We start from the raw sequence: 20917 nt of genomic DNA, 5'->3' as shown, positions 1-20917 counted from the left end.
CGGAGGTCAGCGCACGCTGATGCCGAGGGCGCCGGTGCCCGCCCGGCGCAGCGCGACGGACCCGTAGGGCGTACGGAGCCGGAGCCAGGCGCCCGAGGAGAACAGAACCGGCGCGTCCTCGGCGGACTGGGCCCCGGGCCGCAGGAACCCCAGTGACTGGGCCGCGTGCACGGCCCGTACCGGCAGCCCGGTGTCGCCGACCGTCCGGGACCAGATGTCGCGGCCGATCCGGTCCAGCTCGGCCCGGGTACGCGCCTCGGCCGCCAACTCCCCCGTACGGGAACGGAACTCGGCCACCGCGGCGGCGACCAGCGCGCGCAGGGCGTCCGGTGCGGGCAGCCCGGGCTCGGGCCGCCAGCCGCCGCGCGGGGGCAGCACCCCGGCCCACGGCGGCCCGGTCACCGCGCCGGGCACACCGGCGGTGGCCGACTGCTCGTCGACCGCCTCCAGCAGCTCACCGGCGGACACGGTCACGTCCAGCGTGACGTCGAGTCCGTTCTCGTACGGCTTGGCCAGCCGTACGGCGCGCACGGCCAGCACCTCGAAGGAGGGAGGCCGGCCGAAGACCGCGAGAGCCGTACCGGCGGCCTGGAGGCGGACGGCGGCCGAACGGTCGTAGTGGAGCAGCCGGGAGAGGAAGGCCGCGAGATCCGCGGCCTCCCCCTCGTCGGCCAGATGGAGCACCGTCATGCGGCGACGGCCTCCTCCTTGTCGTCCGTGTACTCCCGCAGGAACTCCCGTTCCTCAGCGGTGATGCGGCGGGGCATCTGCGTCTGGAAGTCGAACGGCACGATCACGGTCGAGGCGCGGACGTAGACCACGTCCCCGTCCTTGACCTCGTAGGTGAGCGTGAAGGAGGCCGCCTTTATCTCCGTGACCCACAGCTCGATGTCGACCGGGTGGTGCCGGTGGACGAGCTGCCGCTTGTAGTCGATCTCGTGGCGCGCCACCACAGACCCCTGCTTGAAGTCCTTCTCCGGGCGGAACAGGAAGTCGATGCGTGCCTCCTCCAGGTAGCGGAGGAAGACCACGTTGTTGACGTGGCCGTACGCGTCCATGTCCGCCCAGCGCAGCGGGCAGCGGTAGATGTGCCGCAAGATCGATCAGCCCCGGGTCAGCTTCTTGTAGGTGGCGCGGTGCGGACGTGCGGCGTCCGCACCGAGCCGCTCGACCTTGTTCTTCTCGTACGACTCGAAGTTGCCCTCGAACCAGAACCACTTGGACTCGCCCTCGTAGGCGAGGATGTGCGTGGCGACCCGGTCGAGGAACCACCGGTCGTGGGAGACGACCACGGCGCACCCGGGGAACTCGAGGAGGGCGTTCTCCAGGCTGCTGAGGGTCTCGACGTCGAGGTCGTTGGTCGGCTCGTCGAGGAGCAGCAGGTTGCCGCCCTGCTTGAGGGTGAGGGCGAGGTTCAGCCGGTTGCGCTCACCGCCGGAGAGCACCCCGGCCGCCTTCTGCTGGTCCGGCCCCTTGAACCCGAAGGCGGAGACGTACGCGCGGCTGGGCATCTCGACCTGGCCGACGTTGATGTAGTCCAGCTCGTCGCTGACCACGGCCCACAGCGTCTTCTTGGGGTCGATGTTCTCGCGGCTCTGGTCGACGTAGGAGATCTTGACGGTCTCGCCGACCTTGATCTGCCCGGAGTCCGGCTCCTCGAAGCCCTGGATCATCTTGAACAGGGTGGTCTTGCCGGCACCGTTGGGGCCGATGACCCCGACGATCCCGTTGCGCGGCAGCGTGAACGACAGATCGTCGATGAGTACCTTCTCGCCGAAGGCCTTGCTGAGGTTGTTGACCTCGACGACGACGCTGCCCAGGCGCGGGCCCGGCGGGATCTGGATCTCCTCGAAGTCCAGCTTCCGCATCTTGTCGGCCTCGGCGGCCATCTCCTCGTACCGCGCGAGACGCGCCTTGGACTTGGCCTGCCGCCCCTTGGCGTTCGACCGCACCCACTCCAGCTCGTCCTTGAGCCGCTTGGCGCGCTTGGCGTCCTTCTGGCCCTCGACCTTGAGACGGGTCTGCTTGGTCTCCAGGTACTTGGAGTAGTTGCCCTCGTAGCCGTGCAGCCGGCCGCGGTCGACCTCGCAGATCCAGCCGGCGACGTTGTCCAGGAAGTACCGGTCGTGGGTCACGGCCACGACGGTGCCCTCGTACTTGGCGAGGTGCTGCTCCAGCCAGTTCACCGACTCGGCGTCGAGGTGGTTGGTGGGCTCGTCGAGCAGCAGCAGGTCGGGCGCCTCGAGCAGCAGCTTGCACAGCGCGACGCGGCGCTTCTCACCGCCGGAGAGGTTGGCGACGGGCCAGTCGCCGGGCGGGCAGCCCAGCGCGTCCATGGCCTGCTCCAGCTGGGCGTCGAGGTCCCAGGCGTTGGCGTGGTCGAGCTCCTCCTGGAGCTTGCCCATCTCCTCGAGCAGCGCGTCCGAGTAGTCGGTGGCCATCTGCTCGGCGATCTCGTTGAACCGGTCGAGCTTGCCCTTGACCTCGGCGACACCCTCCTGGACGTTCTCCAGGACGTTCTTGTCCTCGCTCAGCGGGGGCTCCTGGAGCAGGATGCCCACCGTGTAGCCCGGCGACAGGAACGCGTCACCGTTGGACGGCTGCTCCAGCCCCGCCATGATCTTCAGCACGGTCGACTTACCGGCACCGTTCGGCCCGACCACGCCGATCTTCGCGCCGGGCAGGAAGCTCAGGGTGACATCATCGAGGATCACCTTGTCGCCGTGCGCTTTGCGCGCCTTGCGCATGGTGTAAATGTACTCAGCCAAGAGAAACCGTCCGGCAGCTTGAATCAGGCAGTGGGCAGATACACCCCATCTTGCCGCACCGCCACCGCTGTGAGGAAACGCGTTCCCTGCGGGGCTCCTGACCTGGCCTTTCCCGGATGCCCCCGGAGCCTCACCTGTCACTGCCGGTCGCCGCCGATCGACCTCGGGCACCCTCGCACGGCCCAGGGACGGCCCAGCACTGGCCGTGATCAAGGACGTCGTAACCTTCCTCGGGTGAACGACTCCCCTTGCTCCTGCCTCCTGTGCGCGCCCCCTGCCGAAGCCCCGGCCTTGGACGAACGCGACGAACGCATAGCCGCGAACGTCACCGACCACGGCTGGCACGTGATGGGCGTTGGAGCCGGGGACGAGGCGCCCGCGGACTGGGCCTACTCGATCGGCCTGTGGCACACCTTGCGCAGCCCTGAGGTCTGCATCTTCGGCCTGCGGGTCGAGACGATGATGTCCGTCCTCAACGTCGCGGGACGAGAGATCCGCAACGGCCACCCTCTGCAATCCGACCAGCGGCGCGACGACATCCTGAACGGCTTCTCGGTGGCCGTCCGGCGGGTGCACCCGAGCTGGTACCGAGACTTCTTCGGCGCCGGCCTCGACTTCTACCAGGCACCTCCGCTTCCGGTCATGCAACTGTTCTGGCCTGACAAGGAAGGCCGGTTCCCCTGGGACGACCAGGCGCAGGAGTACTGCCGTACGAGTCAGCCTCAGCTGTGGATCTCAAAGGCCGAGACCAGCGGGCCCTGGGCCGACCTCGACTGAGGTCGCCGGCTCGGCCCCTGCCCTGAGCCAAGCAAGCTCGGCACCGCGCTACGCGACTAACGGCTGATCGGGATCTCGTAGACGATCTCGCAGTGAGCCGCGGGCACCACAATGTCCGCCGTCTCTACGGGTCGGCCGTCGTCGCTGTAGTAGGTCCGCCGGATGTGCGTAACGAGTGCGGCTTTCTGGATACCGAGTAGCGACGCCTCCTCGGCGGACGCCTGCCTCGGCTCCGGCTGCTCCACGGCATGGCTGACCGTGATGCCGATCGCGGCCATACGGTTCACGACGCCTGCTCCAGCGTGCGGCCCGCCCTCGGGGAGAACGACGAGAGTGCCGGCTGTGAGGTCGTACGGCTCCCAACTCGTCGACAACTGCACTGGCCTGCCGTCCGCCAGGAACTCGTACACCGTCCGCACGCACAGCTCACCCTCGTCGACCCCGAGACGCGCGGCGATGTCTGCGGGCGCCGGCACCTTGGCGTCCGTCCGGCTCTCCCAGTCCCCTTGCCTGCCCACGGCCTTCATGTCGGCCCGGAAGGGCGACCCGCTCGGCTGCTCGCGCGCCGACGAACGCACCACCCGCACCCGCTGCCTGGGCTCGGCGACGTAGGTACCCGACCCAGCGCGACCCTCCAGCACGCCTTGGGAAATCAGCAGTTCCTGCGCCCGACGGACCACGTTCTCGCCCACGCCGCACTCCTGGCCGAGCTGCGCGCGAGAGGGCAGACGGTCTCCCGGCTCCCACAGGTGCTCCGCGATCCGCCGCCGGAGTTCGTCGGCGACGCGGAGATAGGGCGGCTGCTCAGGCATATGGAAAATCTAGTCCACTATCTAATCTAGTTAACTAGCTTCACTCAAAGTGATCGCTGGATGTCGGAGGCTGCCCTGTGCCCGCTTCGGGAGTTAGCGCGGCGGCCATCGCCGCCCGGCTGTCCGCCCTCGGGCTTTCCACGCGAGTGGAGGAACACCACCGGCACACGTTGGTGGAAGCGGAAGTGCCGGACACGCTCTCCGCCGAGTCATGGCGGGAGGTCCTGGACGTGGTGGCTGAGGCCGACCGCTTCGGGCTCCTCGCCACCAGCTTGAACGACCGCACCTTATGGGCGGTCGTACGCAAAGCGGCCCCCACGACGGGCGATGTCGGGGGACCGAGCCATCAGCGATAGGAGCTGAACAGCGTGCTCAACCGTATCCGCCGCGCCTTCTCTCTCACTAGGGTGCGCAACTCTCCAAGGGGCAGGCACCGCCGGCCGTTTGTACCCGCCTTTCCTCCTCCGCCTCTTCCCGTCTCTCGTAGACCCGATGGCACGTCGGCCCCCGGCGTGGGTCGTACAGCCGACGACGCGGCATCTCACCGAAATCTGCTCAGAGGAGAGGACGTGGCCCTGGTCCGCCCATACGTCCTGGCGTTGGAAGGACGCGTTCGGACACGTGCGATGGTCATCGCCCCTCACCTCTCGACGGACGCCTGATCAGCGCTGACAGGGGCTTACTAGTGCCACATCGTCGACTTACGCACATCGCAGACGCCGCGTCCGTCCCCTACCGCTCGACTGCATGTCGGATCGGCACGCACCACGTCTGCGCCGACGCCTCCCCGAAGCCGGGTCCAGGGTGCCCCAGCCGCTTCTGGCCTTCCCGGGGGATCGAGTCGACGCCGTGTTCACCACCCACCACATAATCGACGAAAGGCAGAGCAAGGGATGACAGCACCGAACGAACTGCGACTCCTCCCGTGGTCGGGCCCGGAGGGCAAGCCCTGCTACCTGAGCACCGATGAACGGGGGGCTACATGTCCCGCCTGGCGGACAATGTCGAGGCGGTCCAACTCGGCATGGTGGTCGAGCTCCTAGAGGAAGCTTCCGAAACCCTCAGCGACCGGGATGTGGCCCTCGACGAGATGCAGCGCTTGGCGAAGGAACTGAGCGGGGCCCTCCGGGACGTCCTCCGCGTTGCCACCAGCCGCGGTCACCTCCTGGCAGTCGGCGGACCGCGTCCCTGAGAGACCACCAAGAGCGGCTGCCTGCGGCGACATCCCTTGATGCGCACAGAGAGAAGCCCGTCTACTGATCACCGGCTCCGCTGACCAGCGGGACTGAAGAAGCCCACGGCTCTGACCATTCAGATGCCGTGGGCTTCCGTCGTTGGTGGTCGGCATCGGCTGACCTCACACGGCCCGGAGCCGGCCCAGTCCTCTCGCCAGGGTAGACACTTCAGCCGGCAGTCGTGGCGTGAGCTTCAGTCGCCCCCGAACCACAGATAGCTGCCGGGGGTGGCTGCACACTCACCCAGCATCCTCGCGAGGTCGTCCAACGCGGCGAGCTGACGCTCGTCACCGCACTGTCGCTTCAGATCGTCAATCTCCTGAACGGCGGCTGCGGCCTCCTGCTCGTTCATCAACTTATCCCCGTACGGATCGACGGCAGTGAGCCGCCCGGGTACGCCGAGAAGCTGAAGCGAGCCCAGCGCATCGGCCAGGGCGTCGCCATGCCCGTAAGAAGTCTGCAAGAGCGTCGCGCGCCAGGTCCTGCGCGCCGGCCGTGATGAGTGCAGCTCCAGATCAATCCCCATGCTCCATGATGCACGTGTCGAGCCGCTGCACATCCACAGCTGATCACGGGCGGCCGTGACCTGCGGCCGCCCTATCGATCAACACCCTGACCTGCTGCCGCGCTGCCGACGCCTGTCGACGTTGGTCACCATGGAGCGCCCTTCCACGGCCCGAGGACGGCCCGCGAGGGCGCTCGTACGTGAGCGCCCCATTAGGAGTTCGGTTTGACCGCCTGTCCACCCGTGCTGCGCGGGGCGGCCGTGGCCGTGTCAGACAGCACCGCGCCACTGCTTTCCGCTGTCGTTGATGTCAGCCATGGATGTCACCTCACAGAGACTGGGGTCACTTGCGACGCTTGCGTGTCTTCGCCTTGCGCTCGGCTTCCTTGCGCTTCTCGATGGTGTACGACGACCAGTCGCCACGGTGCAGGTTGCATCGCGACGCACCGAGCATCGCCAGCCGCCGGCAGCGAGTGCCCTTCTCCGTGAGCGCTCCGCACCTGGACTGCGTACGAGCCACGTCTCCCACCCCCGGTCTCGACCGTTGTGCGGACCAGTGCAGGATTGCCTGGCACATGTCCTCAGTGGAAGGCGCACTGCTCCGCGCAGCGATGCACGGCGGGCCAAGGAGGTTGCTCGGGGGCACACGTCTTCCAACTGTATTGATGAGGTGCTGGATGGGGTGCAGGGTCGTTCACCTGCGTTCATTGAGGGCTCGTCACCAGGCTGGGGCTGGCTCCCGGTCTTGGCTGAACGTCGGTGAATCGGGCTGAATGAGACGGAAACTGGGACGGCCGTCCGGCGGTCGTTGTCAGTGGCCTCACCTAGTCTCCGGCCATGAGCATGGTCGGTGAGTACCTGCGTGTCACGGCTGCTGAGCTTGACCGAGCGATCCAGGACCCCGACTGGGCCTTGGACTTCGTCGAAGAGGTCCAGGACGCTGAGGAGGAGACGGAGCCCGCGCCGGCCGAGGCGCGTCACTTCAGCACGTACAAGGCCTGGGACATGCTTCGCTTCCTTCTGTCGCGTGCTGGGTTTCCCGTGAACGTGATCCACGGTGAAGAACCGTTCGCCGAGGACGAGGACTGGGGGTACGGGCCTCCGAAGTACCTGCGGTCTGAGCGGGTCCGGCTTGCGGCGAAAGCTCTGCGGGGCACCAGCTATGACCAGCTCGTCAGTGGCGTGGATCCTGCTGAACTGACCGGTGCCGAGGTGTATCCGCTCGGATGGAGTGAGTCTGGCTCGCTGGAGTGGGGGCGTCCCTGGTACGACGGGCTTACACAGTTCTTCGAGGCTGCTGCCAGGGTGGACGACGCGATGCTCGTCTGGCTGGACTGACAGGCGCAGACACCGGTGAGACCTCAGCTTGGGAAGCTGCGGTCATTCGGGGGCGGTTCGGGCGCTGACCTGGGCGAACAACTTGGCCGCTACTCTGTCGGCTTCGGCTGCTTTCACCACGGTTCCCCGCTGTTTCCCGCTCGATCTGGTGCGCTTGTGGTGCGGCCGTGGTCACCCGCGTTGAGGCCTGTCTGAGATGTTGATCTTCGTTGTGGAACGATCTTCGGATGCTCGTAGAGACCTGACGGACTAACAGTGGGTGCGCCTAGAGGCGGTGTTGCCCGAGTTGCCGGTGATGGGGCGCAACCCCAGGGACCGGCGGCAGGTCTTCGACGGGATCTGGTGGCGGGCCCGCACCGGTTCTCCGTGGCGGACATACCCCAGCGGTATGGACCGTGGGAGACCTTGTACTCGGCGTTCCGCCGCTGGCAGATCGACGGGACCTGGGCCCAGATCCTGAAGAAGCTGCAGGTCAAGGCCGATGCCGCCGGGCACATCGAGTGGGAGGTCTCCGTCGACTCCACCATATGTCGGGCCCACCAGCACGCCGCCGGGGCCCGCAAAACGGGGACCACGATTCCGGGCCGGACGCACACCAACGGGCTGGCGGCCGAGCCGGCCGACCACGCCATCGGCCGCTCGCGCGGCGGCCTGACCACGAAGATTCACCTAGCTGTCGACGCCTCCTTCCACGTCCTGGCCACCGCCATCACCGCCGGCCAGCGGGGCGACGCTCCGCTGTTCACCGAGGTCATGGACCGCATCCGCGTTCCTCGCCCGGACGGGCACCGCCCCCGCACACGGCCCGCTCATGTCCTCGCGGACCGGGCCTACTCCTCCCGCGAGATCCCCGCCTACCTGCGCCGGCGGCAGATCCCGCACTCCATCCCGGAGAAACGTGACCAGGCCGGGCACCGGCTTCGCTGAGGCTCGGCCGGTGGCCGTCCGCCCGGCTTCGACCGCGAAAAGTACAAGGCAGACACAAGGTCGAGTGCCGGATCGGGCTGCTCAAGCAGGCCAGAGGCGTCGCGACTCGGTACGACAAGTTCGCTGTCCACTACGAAGCCACCGTCCAACTCGCCCTGATACGGCAGTCCCTGTGACCTCATTTCAAACGCGCCCTAGGGGCTGTCGGCGTAGAACGAGATCGGGTCGCCGAACGGCCACGGCTCGGTGTCGGCGACCCCGGCCCGCACGAGCGGCACGAGGCGTTCCAGCAGCTCGTCGCACGCGCCGGCGAGCGTCAGGCGCGGCGTGCGGACTTCGACGTTCAGCGGGGGATAGGTATGGGCCACGCCCGGACGGTAGCCATCCCGTCCGGTTTCCGCACCCGGTTTCCCCCGGGCCCCCGGATCGCGGCCGGCCGATCCCGCGCCGGCGGCGGGTCCGGGTGCGGCGCGAGGAGTCAGACGTCGTCCGGCCGCAGGGGCGGGCGGGGCAGCCACGACCGCGGCGCGGTCGCCGAGAAGTGCCGCACGAGCCACTCCGCGTACGGGTAGGGGCGCACCCCGCGGGTGGTCTCCATGCTGTCGATGAACGACAACGCTCCGTTCACGGCCCTGGTGTACGACTGCCCCAGGCTCTGCTGGAGCAGCCGGCTGTCGAGCCGTCCGCTCCGGCAGCACAGGGCGATGGTGTTCATCACGGCGAGGGTGTACCCGATGGTCGACAGTTCCTCCGCGGTGCAGCTGCGCAGCCCCTCCTCCCCGCGGCCGGCGAGCTTGCGGTGGATCAGGCGACGGCCGTCCCGGACGCGCTGCGCGAGATACCTCTCGTGCAGTTCGAACAGCACCTCGAGTTCCGCCGCGCGGTCCCGCCGACGGAAGCCCCACAGCGCGATGACGACGGCGACCAGCGGTGAGGCCGCGGAAAGAACCAGCTGCAGTGTCACGTGTCCCCCTACCCGCGTACGTCGTCCGTCGTGCGGGCCGGGGACGAGCCCGAGACCCGGAGGAGATCCGGCGCCTGGGCCCTGAGTTCGTCCAACAGGCCCTTCAGCTCCGCCTGCAACGTCTCCCGGTAGTCGGGATAGTGGCTGGTCAGCCAGGCCAGCGCGCCGTCCTCGTCACCGTTGTCGATGAACTCCTCGAACTCCGAGAGCTCTTCGTCGGACATCCTGCGGGCGAGCGAGGTGCCCACCCGGGTCTCCAGCGACTCGTAGATGTAGCGGAGCATGAGCTTCTGGTGGTGGGCCGGGAGGTCACCGAGTCCTATATCCACGAGCAGTTGGGCGTCGAGCGTGATCACGGGAGCGGGCCGTCCTTTCCCCGCAGGGCCGGACGACTCGTCGCTACCCCGGCCGGGAGGCTCGTCGCCGCCCCGGCCGGGAGGCTCGTCGGCACCCGCCCCGGGAGTGTTGCTGGTGGCTCCCCCGGCGGCGTCGCCGGTGCTCGCGCCGGTCGTGCCGTCCGCTTTCGCGCCGGGCGGCCCGTCCATTCCGGCACCGGACGGTCCCCCGGCGGCCCGTGGCGGCTCCGCCCTGGGTGGCTCCGCAGCCGCACGGTCGAGGAAACGCTTCCACTCCTCGGCATGGTCGGGACGGCGGCCGCGGGCGGCCGGACCGGCCGGTGCGTCGCCCGCGGGCTCGGCCGGGGCCGGGTGACCGCCCGGCGTGGGCAGTCCCAGGTACCCGTCCTTCCGCCCCTTGTCACGGTGGCGGTTGACGGCGTACCGGATCTCCCGCGCCCGGCCGGCGTCGCGTTCCCGCAGTTCCTCCCGGCGCTTCCAGAAGCCGCTCGCGATCATGCGGTCCCGGACCTTCGCGTACTGGTCCGGGTACCCCCCGTTCGACTCCGCCTTCGGCACCCGAAGCGTGAACGCGTACTGCCGCAGGTCGAACAGGACCTGCGCGACGGCCCGGTGCGGGCCGGGGTTGCGCAGCAGGTCCGCGCCCACGTCGATGTCCTTGGCGAGTTCGGCCGCGTCACGGCTGGAGACGCCGAAGACCACACGGTTGGCGACGTTGCCGAGCACGGCGTTGCGCAGCCTCGCGGACGACGAGCCGGTGTAGCGGGAGAACGCGTCCAGCTGGTCGAGGTTCTGGTGTGCCAGGATCAGCCCGAGTCCGAACTTGCGCGCCTCGGCCACGATCTTCTCGAAGCCGCCCAGGGAGAAGTTCTGGAACTCGTCGACGTACATGAAGTACGGCTGCTTCGCGTCGTTCCCGGCCCGCCACCTCTTGAACACCGCCCGCCGTACCTGGTCCTCGATGAAGCCGCCCAGCAGCGCCGCCGCCGACGCGCTCATCTCCCATTCCGGGATCTTCACCAGGAGGACTCCCCCGCTGGCGACGAAGCGGTCCAGAGACACGCTGGACTCGCCCCCCGCCAGCACCTGCCGCAGGGTGCCGTCCTGCTCCATCTCGCTGAACTTCGCCAGCACCCAGTCCAGGACCTCCGCGAAGTTGGTGCCGGCCTGCTTGTTGAAGCTCTCCCACCGCTCCTTGAGCGCCGGAACGTCGTCGAAGAGCGACGTGAGCCACTGCCGGGTCTCCATGCTGCGCAGGATGGTGCCCACGTCCAGCACGGACGGCGGCTGGACCGGGTACCTGCGGTTCGTGGTCGACTCCAGGACCAGCCGCACCGTGCTTTCGAACCGGGGGCCGTAGAAGGTGTGGTGCGACTGGCGGACGAGGAGGCCGAGGAAGTTCTCGATGGCGAGGTTGCGCTCCAGCGGCGTCTCGACGTCCAGGTCCAGCGGGTTGAGCACCGGCAGGTAGTCCGGGTCGCCGAAGTCGAGCAGCAGCACCTCCTCGTCCCGCCCGCTGGTGTGCTTGACCAGGTAGTCGACCAGGTCCCCGTGGGGGTCGATGACCGCCAGGCCCCGACGCTCGGTGATGTCCTGGCGGGCCATGAACTTCAGCAGGTTGGTCTTGCCGGAACCCGTGGGCCCCACCACGTAGGTGTGACGCAGGCGCGAGGCGGTGTCGGCCCGGACGTCGATCCAGCGGTCCTCGCGTGCGCCCTCGATCCTCGCCTCGCCGAGGACCAGTCCCTCGCCGGACGAGAGGTGGTGGGGTATCGGCAGGCTAGTGGTTTGCATCATGTCCATGCCGCGGCCTTCCATGTGCCCGTAGGGCGGGTGGAAGATCCGCAGGATCTCGGCCGGCGTCAGCGTCGGCCCGACCGCGGGCTCGCCGGCCGCCAGGGACGCCGCCGCCTCCGGCCCCTTCATGATGTCGAACGGCATCGCGTGGAACAGCCAGTGGCCGATCGCCTTGAGCACCGAGTCGGGCAGCGGCTCGGGCGAGCCCACGTGCACCAGCAGCGTCAGGTTCGGCTCGCGCTCGTTCTCGTTCCAGGCGCGCTCCATGAAGGCGGCGGCATCGCGCTCGAACGGGAAGAAGAAGCCCCTGACCTCACCGTTCCCGCGATCGGTGCCGGCCGGGGGGCGGGACGATCGCGGCTGCGGTTCCCGCTGGCGGCACGTCATCTGCACGGTGACCGGTCCGGCGAGGGTGCGCAGGTAGTCGATGAGCGTGCCCCAGTCCTCGTTGATGGCCGGGAACGCCTCGTCGCGCAGTCGTAGCTGCGCCACGCTCTGCTGGCCGATCGCGGCGCTTTCCGGCCCCGGCGACAGGCTCCAGGTGCTGCGGAAGGCGGTGGCCAGCTGCTGCCCCACCCCCTCCCGCAGGTCCTCGATCGTCTCCGGGTCGTCGGCCTCGGTCACGCCGATGACGTCGAAGAACGGCGCGAGGTGGCCGCTGGTCTGCAGGGTCGTGGAGGCACGGTAGATGAGCCTGGCGGACGGGTCCTCGGTCGCCGAGAAGGTGCGCAGCACGCCCAGCTGGTGCTGCAGGCTGCGGACCGCGGTGTCGCTGCCGTACCTGCCCAGCCGTGCACTGTAGAACGGGACGAACCCATCGTCGGCCCGCTTGCCCTTCCCGGTCGACCGGATGTTCCGGTTCCGGTCCGAGGCCGGGGAGTCACGGTTGGCGATACGGACCTTCGGCTGGATCTCCTTGCGCAGGTTCTGCGCGAGTTCGTAGTAGTGGCTGATGCCGTCCGCGACCGATTCGCGCTTCGGATCGAGGAGTTTCCACCATTCGGTGAGCAGCGAGCCAAGAACCCCGTACCGCAGTTCGTGGTCCGATTTCACGTCGGTGAGGATGATGTGGCTGGTGAACAGTTCGAGATCGGAGGCCGTGCTCAGGGTGTCGGCATTTCTGCGTAGTTCCTGCACGGCGTCCCGTAACAGCCGGCTGGCGCCACCGCCCATGGCCCGCAGCCGGTTCTCGGAGATCTCCAGCAGTTCGTCGTAACGGCCCTGGTTGAGGTGCTCGATCGTCATGTTGCGCAGTTCCCGCGCCAACTGGCTCTGCGAGCCCGCCTCGTCGCCGGCGGAGAAGTCGTCGTAGAAGATCCCGGTCCGGTGGACCAGCCGGTTGCGGGGCTCGCGGGTCTGGGTGGGGACCCTTCCGAAGCCCTCGTAGTCGATGACGACGACCGACTCCCCGGTCGGCAGCGGCTCCGAGCCGTTGGCATTGACGAAGAAGCCCTGCAGTGCGGGCATCAGGACGGCACTTCCGCCCTTCGCGGCGTGGTTGGCGAAGGCCACGGCGAAGTTGCGCGGGGTGCGTAGGAAGTCCTCGGTCGGTTTCGACAGCGCCGTCACCAGGACGAGGTGCGGTGCGGGTACCTCCTCGTCGAAGGTCCTGGGGGCGTTGACGTAGTCCCGGCAGATCGCCAGGCCGACCGCGTGGTTCGTGCCGCCCTTCCTGAAGGTCACCCGCGCCGTCCCGGACCCCTGCGCCATGACCTCCCCGGCGGCCCGGTCGCGCTTGGTGACCAGGGTGAGGGTGTCCTGGTCGATGTAGACCGCCGCGTTGCAGCCGCTGTCGGCGGGCGACGTGGCGAACCCGGAGTCCGCCAGCGCCTTGACGTCGCCGGCGCGCAGGCTGCCGATGCCGGCGAAGATCGCCAGCTGGTTCCGGAAGCCCTCCACCAGGACCGGCACCAGGGGGGTGGGAAGGAACGCCTCGGGCAGGACCACGATGTCCACCCGGTGCGCCACGCAGAACTCCAGGATCTGCTTCAGTTTCCGGTCCAGGTTCTCGTGACGCTGCGCCCGGGCGGTTCGCAAAACGATCTCGGTACGGTGCCGGGCGTCCGTGTCCTCGTCCACCGGACCGCTGCGGACGGAATTCCGGTCCCCCGCCTTCTGGCTGGCCCATTTGATCAACGGCTCGTCCGGAAGCCAGCGCTTCCCGTTCACGCTCTCCGTGTTGGGCGTGTAGTTCAGTTGCACGACGGCCAGACGCAGCACCTCGTCCGGTGTTTCCTGGCCCGCTGACGACTGTGGCCGATCCGACATGGACCCCCCGTTCAGAATGGCGACACACCCGGAGATCACCCGGCCGTCCCGTCACCCACCCGGGCGGCCCCCTCAGCCGAGTGTAGGCACCCGCCGAGTACGAGAGGTCGAAGTCGGGAGATCGGCATGGGCCGGTGATGAGTTGCGGCAGCTTCCGCTGGGGTTCCGGTTGTCGCGGCGACCCCGGAGAGCTGCGAGGCCGGACTGCATCTGTGCTGAAGGCCATTTGGTCGTCAGATGATGTTGGAAAGATCTGGGACAGTCGATCGGTCGCGTCTCGGTCTTGATCAACGGACTTGCCCATCTTGCGGGCCATCTTCCGGGAATATGGGATCACCACGTTGCGGAGGTCAACGTGGCAAAGGGTTCTCAGTTGATGCCGTTCGACGTCCGGACGAGGTACATCGATCCCAACTCAGACCCCTTCTAGGTGCTTCCCGAGGTAGATCACATACCGCCCTCGGCATTGCGGAGGTTCCGCCTGCGCCAGGCGTCGTGTCCAATCACCGACCCTGCTGCCCTCCCGGCTACACATGGTCTGGTCTGTAGCGGCATATTCCGCACTGCTCGTCAGCAACCCACCGCTTACCCCAGCTCCCATCCCGTCTGCCGTCGACCACTCCTTCTTGCCCTGGGTCTTGCCGGGGATCTTGGTGAGCTGGGTCTTCGCTGGTCAGGGGCGGTGGGTTCGTGGGCCTAGTGGTCGTCATTGGCCACTGTTGAGCGACCTCGGACGACCCAGGGACGGCCCAGACAACGACCCGCTGGCCTACGAGCTGATGGGCAACTCCCGCGCCCGCCGGCGTGCCCGGGCCCGAAGTTCCTTCAAGCGATCGTGGAACGCGTAGTGGCGGTTCTGGTCAAGGTTCAGGGGGAGATCGAGCTGGGAGATGAGCTGTGACTCCAGATCCCACGGTTCGCTCTGCTCGATCCAGCACACCCGCGCGTTGTCCGCCATCCACTGGCTCAGGGTGGCTTCACCGGCCTTGCCGAAGGTCATCCGCTTGCCGCTGCCCACACGGCGCATCTCAAGCCCGAGCAAGCAGCCGAGGGTGAGCCGCAGCGTCGAGCCGGCTGCGTTGCCCCGGTAGTGGTAGCGCACCCGCTTACGCAGGTTCTGGGTGCTGATTCGGTTTGACACGTACCGCGGGGCTATACCGACGTACAGCAGGCGCCCAGCGTCCAGGTCGGGGTTGGGCGGCTGCTCGAAGTGCCACCCGTAGACCCCTGCCGCCGCCGGTACAGGACTTGGACGAACCAAGACTTTCTGCGCCGACCACAACTGATCGGGACTGACGAGAGCGGTAGCTTCCACGGCATCTCCAGGCGCGCGACGGCTGATCGTCGCAGGCTAATGGTCGCCGCTGACAGAACGTCCCTCGCCTACGTAGCTGCGGGACATCAGCTTGGGAAGCTCAGGTTCTACGGACGACTGCTGGGCTTACCTGCGATGGAGCGGCAAGAAATGCCTGCCTGGCCGGCAGCCGGGTCCCCGTCAACTCCCGCGGTTCCCCACCCGATCTGGCACGCGTCTGGCACGGGCAGCCATGTGGCCTGTGCGCCTGCCGGGCCAGCGACCACCGATTTAGAAGCTGGCATCGCCCTCTGGTCTGCACGCGGGCGCACGTTGACACCATCAGTCGTTGCGCAAACTCCGACGCAAGCCGCTCGTGCGTGCCAAGCTGTGATGGGAGCACTACCACTTGAGGGAGCGGATCTTGTCCTCTGAAGTCCACGTTTCTATCACCCCCCGAGGCATGAGCGTTACGGAGGCGTATCGACTCTTTAGAGAGGATTCACTCCTCGTAAATCGACGGTATCAACGAAAGCTTGTCTGGTCAGTTGCCGAGAAGCAACTCCTGATCGACAGCATCCTGGACGGCTATCCAATCCCTTTGATTCTCCTGGCCGAAAGGCCCGAGATTCACGGGAGTGGCAAGTATGAGATTATCGACGGGATGCAGCGCCTTGATGCCATTTTTTCATTTATTGAGCAAAAGTTCGACTATAACGGCATGCATTTCGATCTAGGGCAAAGCGCTAGGGCACGCCAAGCGGCTGCCGCCGGCGCGTTTAAGCCCACCGATACACAAAGGCTACTCCCTGCCGATAAATGCGCAAACTTGGTCGATTACCAGTTGGCTGTCACGATTTTCCCAACTCAGACTGAGGGTCAAATTACCGACGTATTCAGTCGAATCAACTCGAATGGTCGCCAACTGAGCGCCCAGGAAAAACGGCAGGCGGGAATGCTCAACTCGTTCTCGGAGCTTGTGCGAACAGTGGCAAGCTCTTTGCGGGGGGACGTCTCGGATGACGTACTCCTGCTGCACGACATGCCGAGCATCTCTATTGAATCCTCTCGGGAGAGCCAGCAGTACGGGGTGCGGGCGGAGGATACCGTGTGGATCCGGCATGGAATTCTGAATGTGAAGCAGCTGCGAGAGGGGGATGACGAGCAAATGGTGGCAGACATTTCTGCCTCCGTATTGTTCGGAAGCCCTTTCCCTGCGAGCAAAGAAGAATTCGACGAGATCTATGACTCGCAAAGCGAAAAGCATAAGCGTCTAGAAAGGGCTCTAGCGGCCTACGGCGGCAGACGACTCCAAACGGAGATCCAGTCGACTTTTTCCGTACTAACAGAGGTTATTGACTCTCAGCTTGCTGGCCCGAACGGCCTACGAAACCTGGTTCGCCCCGGCAGCGGAAACCCAATCCGTACGCCTTTCTATGCGATCTTCATGTCCTTCTTCGAGCTCATTGTCCGCCAACAGAAGTCGCCCGCTGATAACGCGGCTATCGTGACCGCCCTCCGGAATGTAGGACCTCGCCTCAAGAGTGCACGGCATTACACTTCGGCAGAGGATCGCACATCCAATATCGATACGATCACAGGGCTGATTCAGAGGCATTTCGTAGCCAGGGTACCGCCCGTATTTGGGCATGGCCCCGGCTTGGCTCTGGATTTCGAAAACTCTCTGCGCAGATCCAGGATCGAGACAAGTCGTTACGAGTTCAAGCAGGGGGTTCTCAGGCTAGATAACCGCAGGACGAGAGATGATGGGCTCTTCGCGCGTCTAGCGGAAACCATTTGCGGAATCGCTAATGTGCAGCGAGGACATGAAGGGTATCTGTTTATCGGCGTCGCTGACAAGGAAACCGACGCAAAGAGGGTCGAAACGCTTGACTCTGTGACCCCTGTACTGGTCGGCCGACAGCATTACGTTGTGGGTGTGGACAGGGAAGCGAAATCCCTTAAGATGTCGTTGGACGCTTACGTGCAGCGCTTCGTGACGAAACTATCCCAGCAGCCAATCAGTGATCCTCTAGCAACTCAGATTCTGAGCGGTGTCGATACAATCGAATACAAGGGCCTCTCGGTTATTAGAGTCCTAATTCCTGGTCAAAGCGATCTCTCCTACTGTGGAGATCGTGTCTTCATTAGGCGAGGCTCTTCCACGGAAGAAGTCACCGAGGTCCGGAAGATCGCAGCGCTCGTAAAGGGGTTTAGTTGACGGCAGGCTCCCTGCGAATAGGTAGGTGGAGCGGCTTTGGGGTGGCCCTGCTTTGGCGCGAGTGATCATGGCCCCGTAGGCCTCCGGCGCGTCGGGCAGTCCGTCGACCTGCCTGGCTAAGCACGATACTGGGGCCATGATCTGCAAGGCTTGCACCAAAGTGGCTCCGTAAAGCTGTGGAGCCGACCGCCCCAGCCACGACGTACCCTCCTGGGAGCATTGGGAGGGAATGCGCAGATGCGCGCCGCCCTCAGCCTTGGACAGCCCCGCCGGACGGCGTGACCGAGAGTCCCTGCGGTTATGGTGCGTCCACCATCAAGGGCGACGCTCTGGGGAAGGGCTGTGGGAGCCAAGACGGGACTGCTGGTGTGCGCCGACGGGGACGCCGCGGGAGTGATGCGTCAAGTGGGAGCGGCTGACCTTGAACGGACGACGACCATGCTGCGGCGGCTCTATCCGGGCTGCGAGATCGATGGGTGCGAGGGTTCGAACCTCTCGGACGGCGTGTACCCGCCAAAAGGGGCGGTGTACGCGGCCAGTTGGCCCGGCGTGGAGGTCGTGGGCGACCAGAGTCTGATGATCGACATCCCCTCCAAGCTTCCGGAACACCTGGTGGCGGCAAGCGCCGGCCGATGGCTCATCCTGCACGCCATGCACAGCGCCGGCGACTGGCTGGCGTTCGCGGTGTGGGAGGACGGACGCCTCAACCGCTCGCTGAGTCTCTCGCCGGACAGCGGCGTCACCGAGAACATCGGCGAACCGCTCCCCTTCGAACTGCCCTACTGGGCTGGAGACCGTCCGGCGGACATCGTCCCCTGGCCCGGCGAGGAGGAAGAGCCGTACGCCCTGCCCTTCCACCCCTTGGAGTTGGGCGAGGACGCGTTGCGCGCGCTCTGCGGCTTCGTCCAGGAGAGCCGACCCGACCCTGACGACGTCGACGCGGATGCCATCAGAGTGCATGGCTTCTATGTGGGGGAACCGCATGGGCCCGACTCCGCCGGACAGGAAGCAGAACTACGCACGGCCGCGGCAGCCATGGATCCGCCACGCTTCTACACCCTGGGACCTGACGGCGCACTGATCGAGCGGCCAGGCCCTTGACTCGATCAAGACGTCCTCTGCTGAACCTCTAAGTAGCCCCCACACCGATGGATCGGGACCGCATAGACGATCTCGCTCGGAAGTGCGTAACAAGCGCGGCCTTTCTGGATGCCGAGAAGCGACGGCTTCCCTTCGGGCAGGATGCCGCTGACGTATCTGTCCAACTCAGGGGGGCACATGGGAAGCGCGCTCATCGGCTTAGCCGCTGCGGTGGTCGGCGTCACAGGCACGCTCATCGCATCTGTTCTATCGCAACGTCACCTGGCTCGCGTTCAGTCGGAAGAGTTCGCGCGTCAGCAGCAGGCGGCCGAAGCCCAGTGGCATCGTGAGCAGCAAGTCGCTGAGCTGAGCCGCCGCCGTGATGGCTACATGCAAGTCAACGCATCCTTCCGGCGCTACCGCACCCAGCTCATGAATTTCCTATGGGATGTACACAAGGGAACTGTTACATCAAACGCTCGTGAGCAGGTCGAGGAGGCTCGACGCGACCATCACTCCGTCTTCGCTGAGGCTCAGATGGTTGTGTCCCCTGCGGTTCTGGTCGAGTTAGACGGGATGACGACCGCGCTGTCTGACGTCTACCGGCGAACCATGTGCCTGGAGGAAGGCAATCCAGACCCAGACGGGTCATTCACCGAAATACGAACCGACTTCGTTCGTCTCTGGGAGCGCTGGGAGGACATGCGCACCGTGATGCGCGCCGATCTCGGCCTTGGAAACGTCGCAGGGGAGCCGCCCGCATCGGGGCTCTGAGGCGCCCCTCCACCGGCCGACGACCCAGCGGCGGCCAGTATGAGCGTGCTCCCTCGCGCCCTGCCGGACTAGGGTGGCGGTGTGACAAGCGCACCGGTGCGCCCCCTCCTCTTCCTCGACGTGGACGGCCCGCTCATCCCGTTCGGCTCGTCGCCCGGCCGCGCGCAGGCATCCGTCGCCGCTCCGGCCGCGGGGCATCCGCTGCTCGGCCGCCTCGACCCCGGGATCGGGCAGCGCCTCACGGCACTGGGATGTGACCTGGTGTGGGCGACGACATGGGGAGAGGACGCGAACGCGAGCGTCGCCCCGCTCGTCGGCCTGCCGCGTCTGCCGGTGGTGCCGTGGCCGGCCGACGGCGCCGTGGCCGTCCCACGCGGCGTTCACTGGAAGACGCCCTGCCTTGTGGAGTGGGCCGACCGCCGACCGTTCATCTGGGTGGACGACGAGATCGGCGACATGGACCGCCTGTGGGTGGCGGCCCAGCACCCCGGTCCCTCGCTCCTCCACCACGTCGCCCCGGCGAGAGGCCTGACGGACGCCGACTTCTCGGCACTGGCCGGGTGGCTCGACTCGTCGGGACGGGCCTGACGCCGACGAACGCCTCGAAGCCGAGCCGGCTAGGGGGTTCCGGCGGCCAGCAGGACGGCCTGTGCCCGGACCGCCGCGCCGACCCGCGGCTCGTCGTCGGTGGCGAGGAGGTCGAGGAGGGCGCCGCGGAGGACCGCGAGGGCCAGGGTGCGGCGGGTGGTGCCGTCCTCGCTGTCCCGCTCGGGCTGGGGCTGGCACGCTGCGAGGACGTCCAGCCAGTCGTGCACCGTGGCGCGGGCGAAGCCCGACCAGGCGCCCTCGGGCTCGACGAGAGAGCGCGCGTACGCCTCGGACCAGAGGCGGAGCAGGGCCCGGTGTTCGTCGGCGGAGAGCCAGGTCCAGACGTGTTCGACCGCCGGGACCAGGCCGACGGGCCGGTCGGCGCCCCGGAGGCGGTCCAGAAGCGCCAGTTCGTCGGCGCGGGCCCGTTCCAGCAACGCCCGGACCAGGCCGTCCTTGTTGCCGAACAGGAACATCAGCACCCGCGTGCTGGAGCCGATGGCCTCGGCCAGCGGGCGCAGCGACAGGTCGGCCAGGCCGTGGGTGAGTACGTAGCGGTAGGCCGCCTCCAGCAGCTCGACCTGGCGCGCGGACGGGGTTGCCGTTTTCGGGGACATGGGCCTAGCCTAAATCTACTGACACGCTTGTTTCAGTATCGGAGAGTAGTCGAAGCCTTGCCTATTGGCACGGAGCGCGATCCATGTCCCAGCGAGACCACCAGCGGCACCTCGTCATCCGCCGCGCCGACCGCCCCGGCGACCTGGGCTGGGTGGTGATGGCCCACGGCGAGATCTACGAGCGGCAGTTCGACTGGAACACCGACTTCGAAGCCCTGGTGGCCAAGATCGTCGCCGAGTACGCGGCCAAGCACGACCCGGCCACGGAAGCCGCCTGGATCGCCGAGGTCGACGGCGAGCGCGCGGGCTGCGTCTTCCTCGTCGCCGGTGACCGGCCGGGCGTCGCGAAGCTGCGCATCCTGCTCGTCGCGCCGACGGCTCGGGGGCTCGGTCTCGGCGCCCGCCTGGTCGAGGAGTGCCTGGACTTCGCCCGCCGGGCCGGCTACCGGCAGGTGACGCTGTGGACCAACGACGTCCTGGTGGCCGCCCGCAGGATCTACCAGCGCTTCGGCTTCCGTCTGGCGGACGAGGAACCGCATCACAGCTTCGGCCATGACCTCGTCGGCCAGAACTGGATCCTCGACCTGCGCTGACGC

The 20917-nt window shown here is 67.0% G+C and carries 18 protein-coding genes and 2 pseudogenes; 10 read left to right on the top strand and 10 right to left on the bottom strand.

Annotated elements, in window-relative coordinates; genetic code table 11:
- Positions 1 to 6 precede the first annotated feature (6 nt).
- Genes ACZ67M_RS01880 through ettA form a run of 3 tightly spaced genes read right to left on the bottom strand, consistent with a single transcriptional unit; the run spans position 7 to position 2768 of the window.
- Positions 7 to 690, bottom strand: coding sequence for a DUF8185 domain-containing protein (locus tag ACZ67M_RS01880; RefSeq protein ID WP_392100889.1), 684 nt, complete (start codon positions 688 to 690; stop codon positions 7 to 9).
- The gene (locus tag ACZ67M_RS01875; protein ID WP_361354546.1) at positions 687 to 1097 is read right to left on the bottom strand and encodes an acyl-CoA thioesterase; all 411 of its coding nucleotides are present in this window, start codon (positions 1095 to 1097) and stop codon (positions 687 to 689) included. Before ACZ67M_RS01875 ends, ACZ67M_RS01880 begins: the two co-directional genes overlap by 4 nt.
- A gap of 6 nt (positions 1098 to 1103) precedes the next feature.
- Positions 1104 to 2768: an energy-dependent translational throttle protein EttA gene (ettA, locus tag ACZ67M_RS01870; RefSeq protein ID WP_355825778.1), complete on the bottom strand. Its 1665-nt coding sequence runs from the start codon at positions 2766 to 2768 to the stop codon at positions 1104 to 1106.
- Between the two features lie 234 nt (positions 2769 to 3002).
- Here ettA and ACZ67M_RS01865 point away from each other — a divergent pair, with 234 nt between their 5' ends.
- Positions 3003 to 3545, top strand: a complete 543-nt coding sequence (locus tag ACZ67M_RS01865) for a DUF4262 domain-containing protein (RefSeq protein WP_467320303.1) — start codon at positions 3003 to 3005, stop codon at positions 3543 to 3545.
- A 56-nt stretch (positions 3546 to 3601) separates the two neighbouring features.
- Here ACZ67M_RS01865 and ACZ67M_RS01860 read toward each other — a convergent pair whose 3' ends face one another.
- Positions 3602 to 4357: a GntR family transcriptional regulator gene (locus ACZ67M_RS01860; RefSeq protein WP_469849185.1), complete on the bottom strand. Its 756-nt coding sequence runs from the start codon at positions 4355 to 4357 to the stop codon at positions 3602 to 3604.
- A 77-nt stretch (positions 4358 to 4434) separates the two neighbouring features.
- Here ACZ67M_RS01860 and ACZ67M_RS01855 point away from each other — a divergent pair, with 77 nt between their 5' ends.
- Positions 4435 to 4713, top strand: a complete 279-nt coding sequence (locus ACZ67M_RS01855; RefSeq protein ID WP_469849184.1) for a hypothetical protein — start codon at positions 4435 to 4437, stop codon at positions 4711 to 4713.
- 537 nt (positions 4714 to 5250) lie between these two features.
- Positions 5251 to 5549 (top strand): annotated as a pseudogene (locus ACZ67M_RS01850) (hypothetical protein).
- A gap of 236 nt (positions 5550 to 5785) precedes the next feature.
- Here the strand turns inward: ACZ67M_RS01850 and ACZ67M_RS01845 are convergent.
- Entirely contained in the window at positions 5786 to 6118 is a 333-nt protein-coding gene (locus ACZ67M_RS01845; protein ID WP_467320306.1) for a hypothetical protein, read from the bottom strand.
- Between the two features lie 816 nt (positions 6119 to 6934).
- Here ACZ67M_RS01845 and ACZ67M_RS01840 point away from each other — a divergent pair.
- Both ACZ67M_RS01840 and ACZ67M_RS01835 read left to right on the top strand, forming a co-directional pair.
- On the top strand, positions 6935 to 7435 hold the full coding sequence (locus ACZ67M_RS01840) for a YfbM family protein (RefSeq protein WP_469849182.1): 501 nt from the start codon (positions 6935 to 6937) through the stop codon (positions 7433 to 7435).
- A gap of 259 nt (positions 7436 to 7694) precedes the next feature.
- Positions 7695 to 8538 (top strand): annotated as a pseudogene (locus tag ACZ67M_RS01835) (IS5 family transposase).
- An 18-nt stretch (positions 8539 to 8556) separates the two neighbouring features.
- On the opposite strand, the gene ACZ67M_RS01830 reads toward ACZ67M_RS01835, so the two are convergent.
- The 4 genes from ACZ67M_RS01830 to ACZ67M_RS01815 form a co-directional block, all read right to left on the bottom strand.
- Complete coding sequence (locus tag ACZ67M_RS01830) at positions 8557 to 8730, bottom strand: hypothetical protein (RefSeq protein ID WP_467320308.1); 174 nt, start codon at positions 8728 to 8730, stop codon at positions 8557 to 8559.
- 110 nt (positions 8731 to 8840) lie between these two features.
- Positions 8841 to 9326, bottom strand: coding sequence for a DUF4760 domain-containing protein (locus ACZ67M_RS01825; protein ID WP_467320309.1), 486 nt, complete (start codon positions 9324 to 9326; stop codon positions 8841 to 8843).
- Positions 9327 to 9334: 8 nt separating this feature from the next.
- Complete coding sequence (locus ACZ67M_RS01820) at positions 9335 to 13747, bottom strand: DUF5663 domain-containing protein (protein WP_469849179.1); 4413 nt, start codon at positions 13745 to 13747, stop codon at positions 9335 to 9337.
- Positions 13748 to 14516: 769 nt separating this feature from the next.
- Complete coding sequence (locus ACZ67M_RS01815; protein ID WP_469849178.1) at positions 14517 to 15062, bottom strand: GIY-YIG nuclease family protein; 546 nt, start codon at positions 15060 to 15062, stop codon at positions 14517 to 14519.
- A gap of 403 nt (positions 15063 to 15465) precedes the next feature.
- Between ACZ67M_RS01815 and ACZ67M_RS01810 the strand changes: the two genes are divergently transcribed.
- The 4 genes from ACZ67M_RS01810 to ACZ67M_RS01795 all read left to right on the top strand — a co-directional run bounded on the left by ACZ67M_RS01810 (position 15466) and on the right by ACZ67M_RS01795 (position 19704).
- Positions 15466 to 17262, top strand: a complete 1797-nt coding sequence (locus ACZ67M_RS01810) for a GmrSD restriction endonuclease domain-containing protein (protein WP_469849176.1) — start codon at positions 15466 to 15468, stop codon at positions 17260 to 17262.
- Between the two features lie 342 nt (positions 17263 to 17604).
- Positions 17605 to 18363 carry a DUF6928 family protein gene (locus ACZ67M_RS01805; protein ID WP_469849175.1) on the top strand — a complete coding sequence of 253 codons (759 nt, stop codon included), beginning with the start codon at positions 17605 to 17607 and terminating at the stop codon, positions 18361 to 18363.
- 177 nt (positions 18364 to 18540) lie between these two features.
- Positions 18541 to 19116 (top strand): hypothetical protein, encoded by a 576-nt coding sequence (locus ACZ67M_RS01800; protein ID WP_453437095.1) that lies wholly within the window; start codon positions 18541 to 18543, stop codon positions 19114 to 19116.
- Positions 19117 to 19197: 81 nt separating this feature from the next.
- Positions 19198 to 19704 (top strand): HAD domain-containing protein, encoded by a 507-nt coding sequence (locus ACZ67M_RS01795; RefSeq protein WP_469849173.1) that lies wholly within the window; start codon positions 19198 to 19200, stop codon positions 19702 to 19704.
- A 29-nt stretch (positions 19705 to 19733) separates the two neighbouring features.
- Here the strand turns inward: ACZ67M_RS01795 and ACZ67M_RS01790 are convergent, their stop codons facing one another.
- Positions 19734 to 20321 carry a TetR family transcriptional regulator gene (locus ACZ67M_RS01790; RefSeq protein ID WP_469849171.1) on the bottom strand — a complete coding sequence of 196 codons (588 nt, stop codon included), beginning with the start codon at positions 20319 to 20321 and terminating at the stop codon, positions 19734 to 19736.
- An 83-nt stretch (positions 20322 to 20404) separates the two neighbouring features.
- Between ACZ67M_RS01790 and ACZ67M_RS01785 the strand changes: the two genes are divergently transcribed.
- A complete protein-coding gene (locus ACZ67M_RS01785) occupies positions 20405 to 20914 on the top strand; it encodes a GNAT family N-acetyltransferase (RefSeq protein WP_469849170.1) in 510 nt (169 codons plus the stop codon).
- Positions 20915 to 20917: the final 3 nt, after the last annotated feature.

The organism is Streptomyces sp. NPDC107500 (assembly GCF_055582785.1).
The sequence above is the reverse complement of the archived record's forward strand: the minus strand, read 5'-3'. Positions and strand labels throughout refer to the sequence as shown.

Bases quoted from the DNA above. Each gene is read 5' to 3' on its own strand.
- ACZ67M_RS01880 (WP_392100889.1), bottom strand. From the start codon at position 690: ATGACGGTGCTCCATCTGGCCGACGAGGGGGAGGCCGCGGATCTCGCG.
- ACZ67M_RS01860 (WP_469849185.1), bottom strand. From the start codon at position 4,357: ATGCCTGAGCAGCCGCCCTATCTCCGCGTCGCCGACGAACTCCGGCGG.
- ACZ67M_RS01845 (WP_467320306.1), bottom strand. From the start codon at position 6,118: ATGGGGATTGATCTGGAGCTGCACTCATCACGGCCGGCGCGCAGGACC.
- ACZ67M_RS01840 (WP_469849182.1), top strand. From the start codon at position 6,935: ATGAGCATGGTCGGTGAGTACCTGCGTGTCACGGCTGCTGAGCTTGAC.
- ACZ67M_RS01820 (WP_469849179.1), bottom strand. From the start codon at position 13,747: ATGTCGGATCGGCCACAGTCGTCAGCGGGCCAGGAAACACCGGACGAG.
- ACZ67M_RS01800 (WP_453437095.1), top strand. From the start codon at position 18,541: ATGGGAAGCGCGCTCATCGGCTTAGCCGCTGCGGTGGTCGGCGTCACA.
- ACZ67M_RS01790 (WP_469849171.1), bottom strand. From the start codon at position 20,321: ATGTCCCCGAAAACGGCAACCCCGTCCGCGCGCCAGGTCGAGCTGCTG.
- ACZ67M_RS01785 (WP_469849170.1), top strand. From the start codon at position 20,405: ATGTCCCAGCGAGACCACCAGCGGCACCTCGTCATCCGCCGCGCCGAC.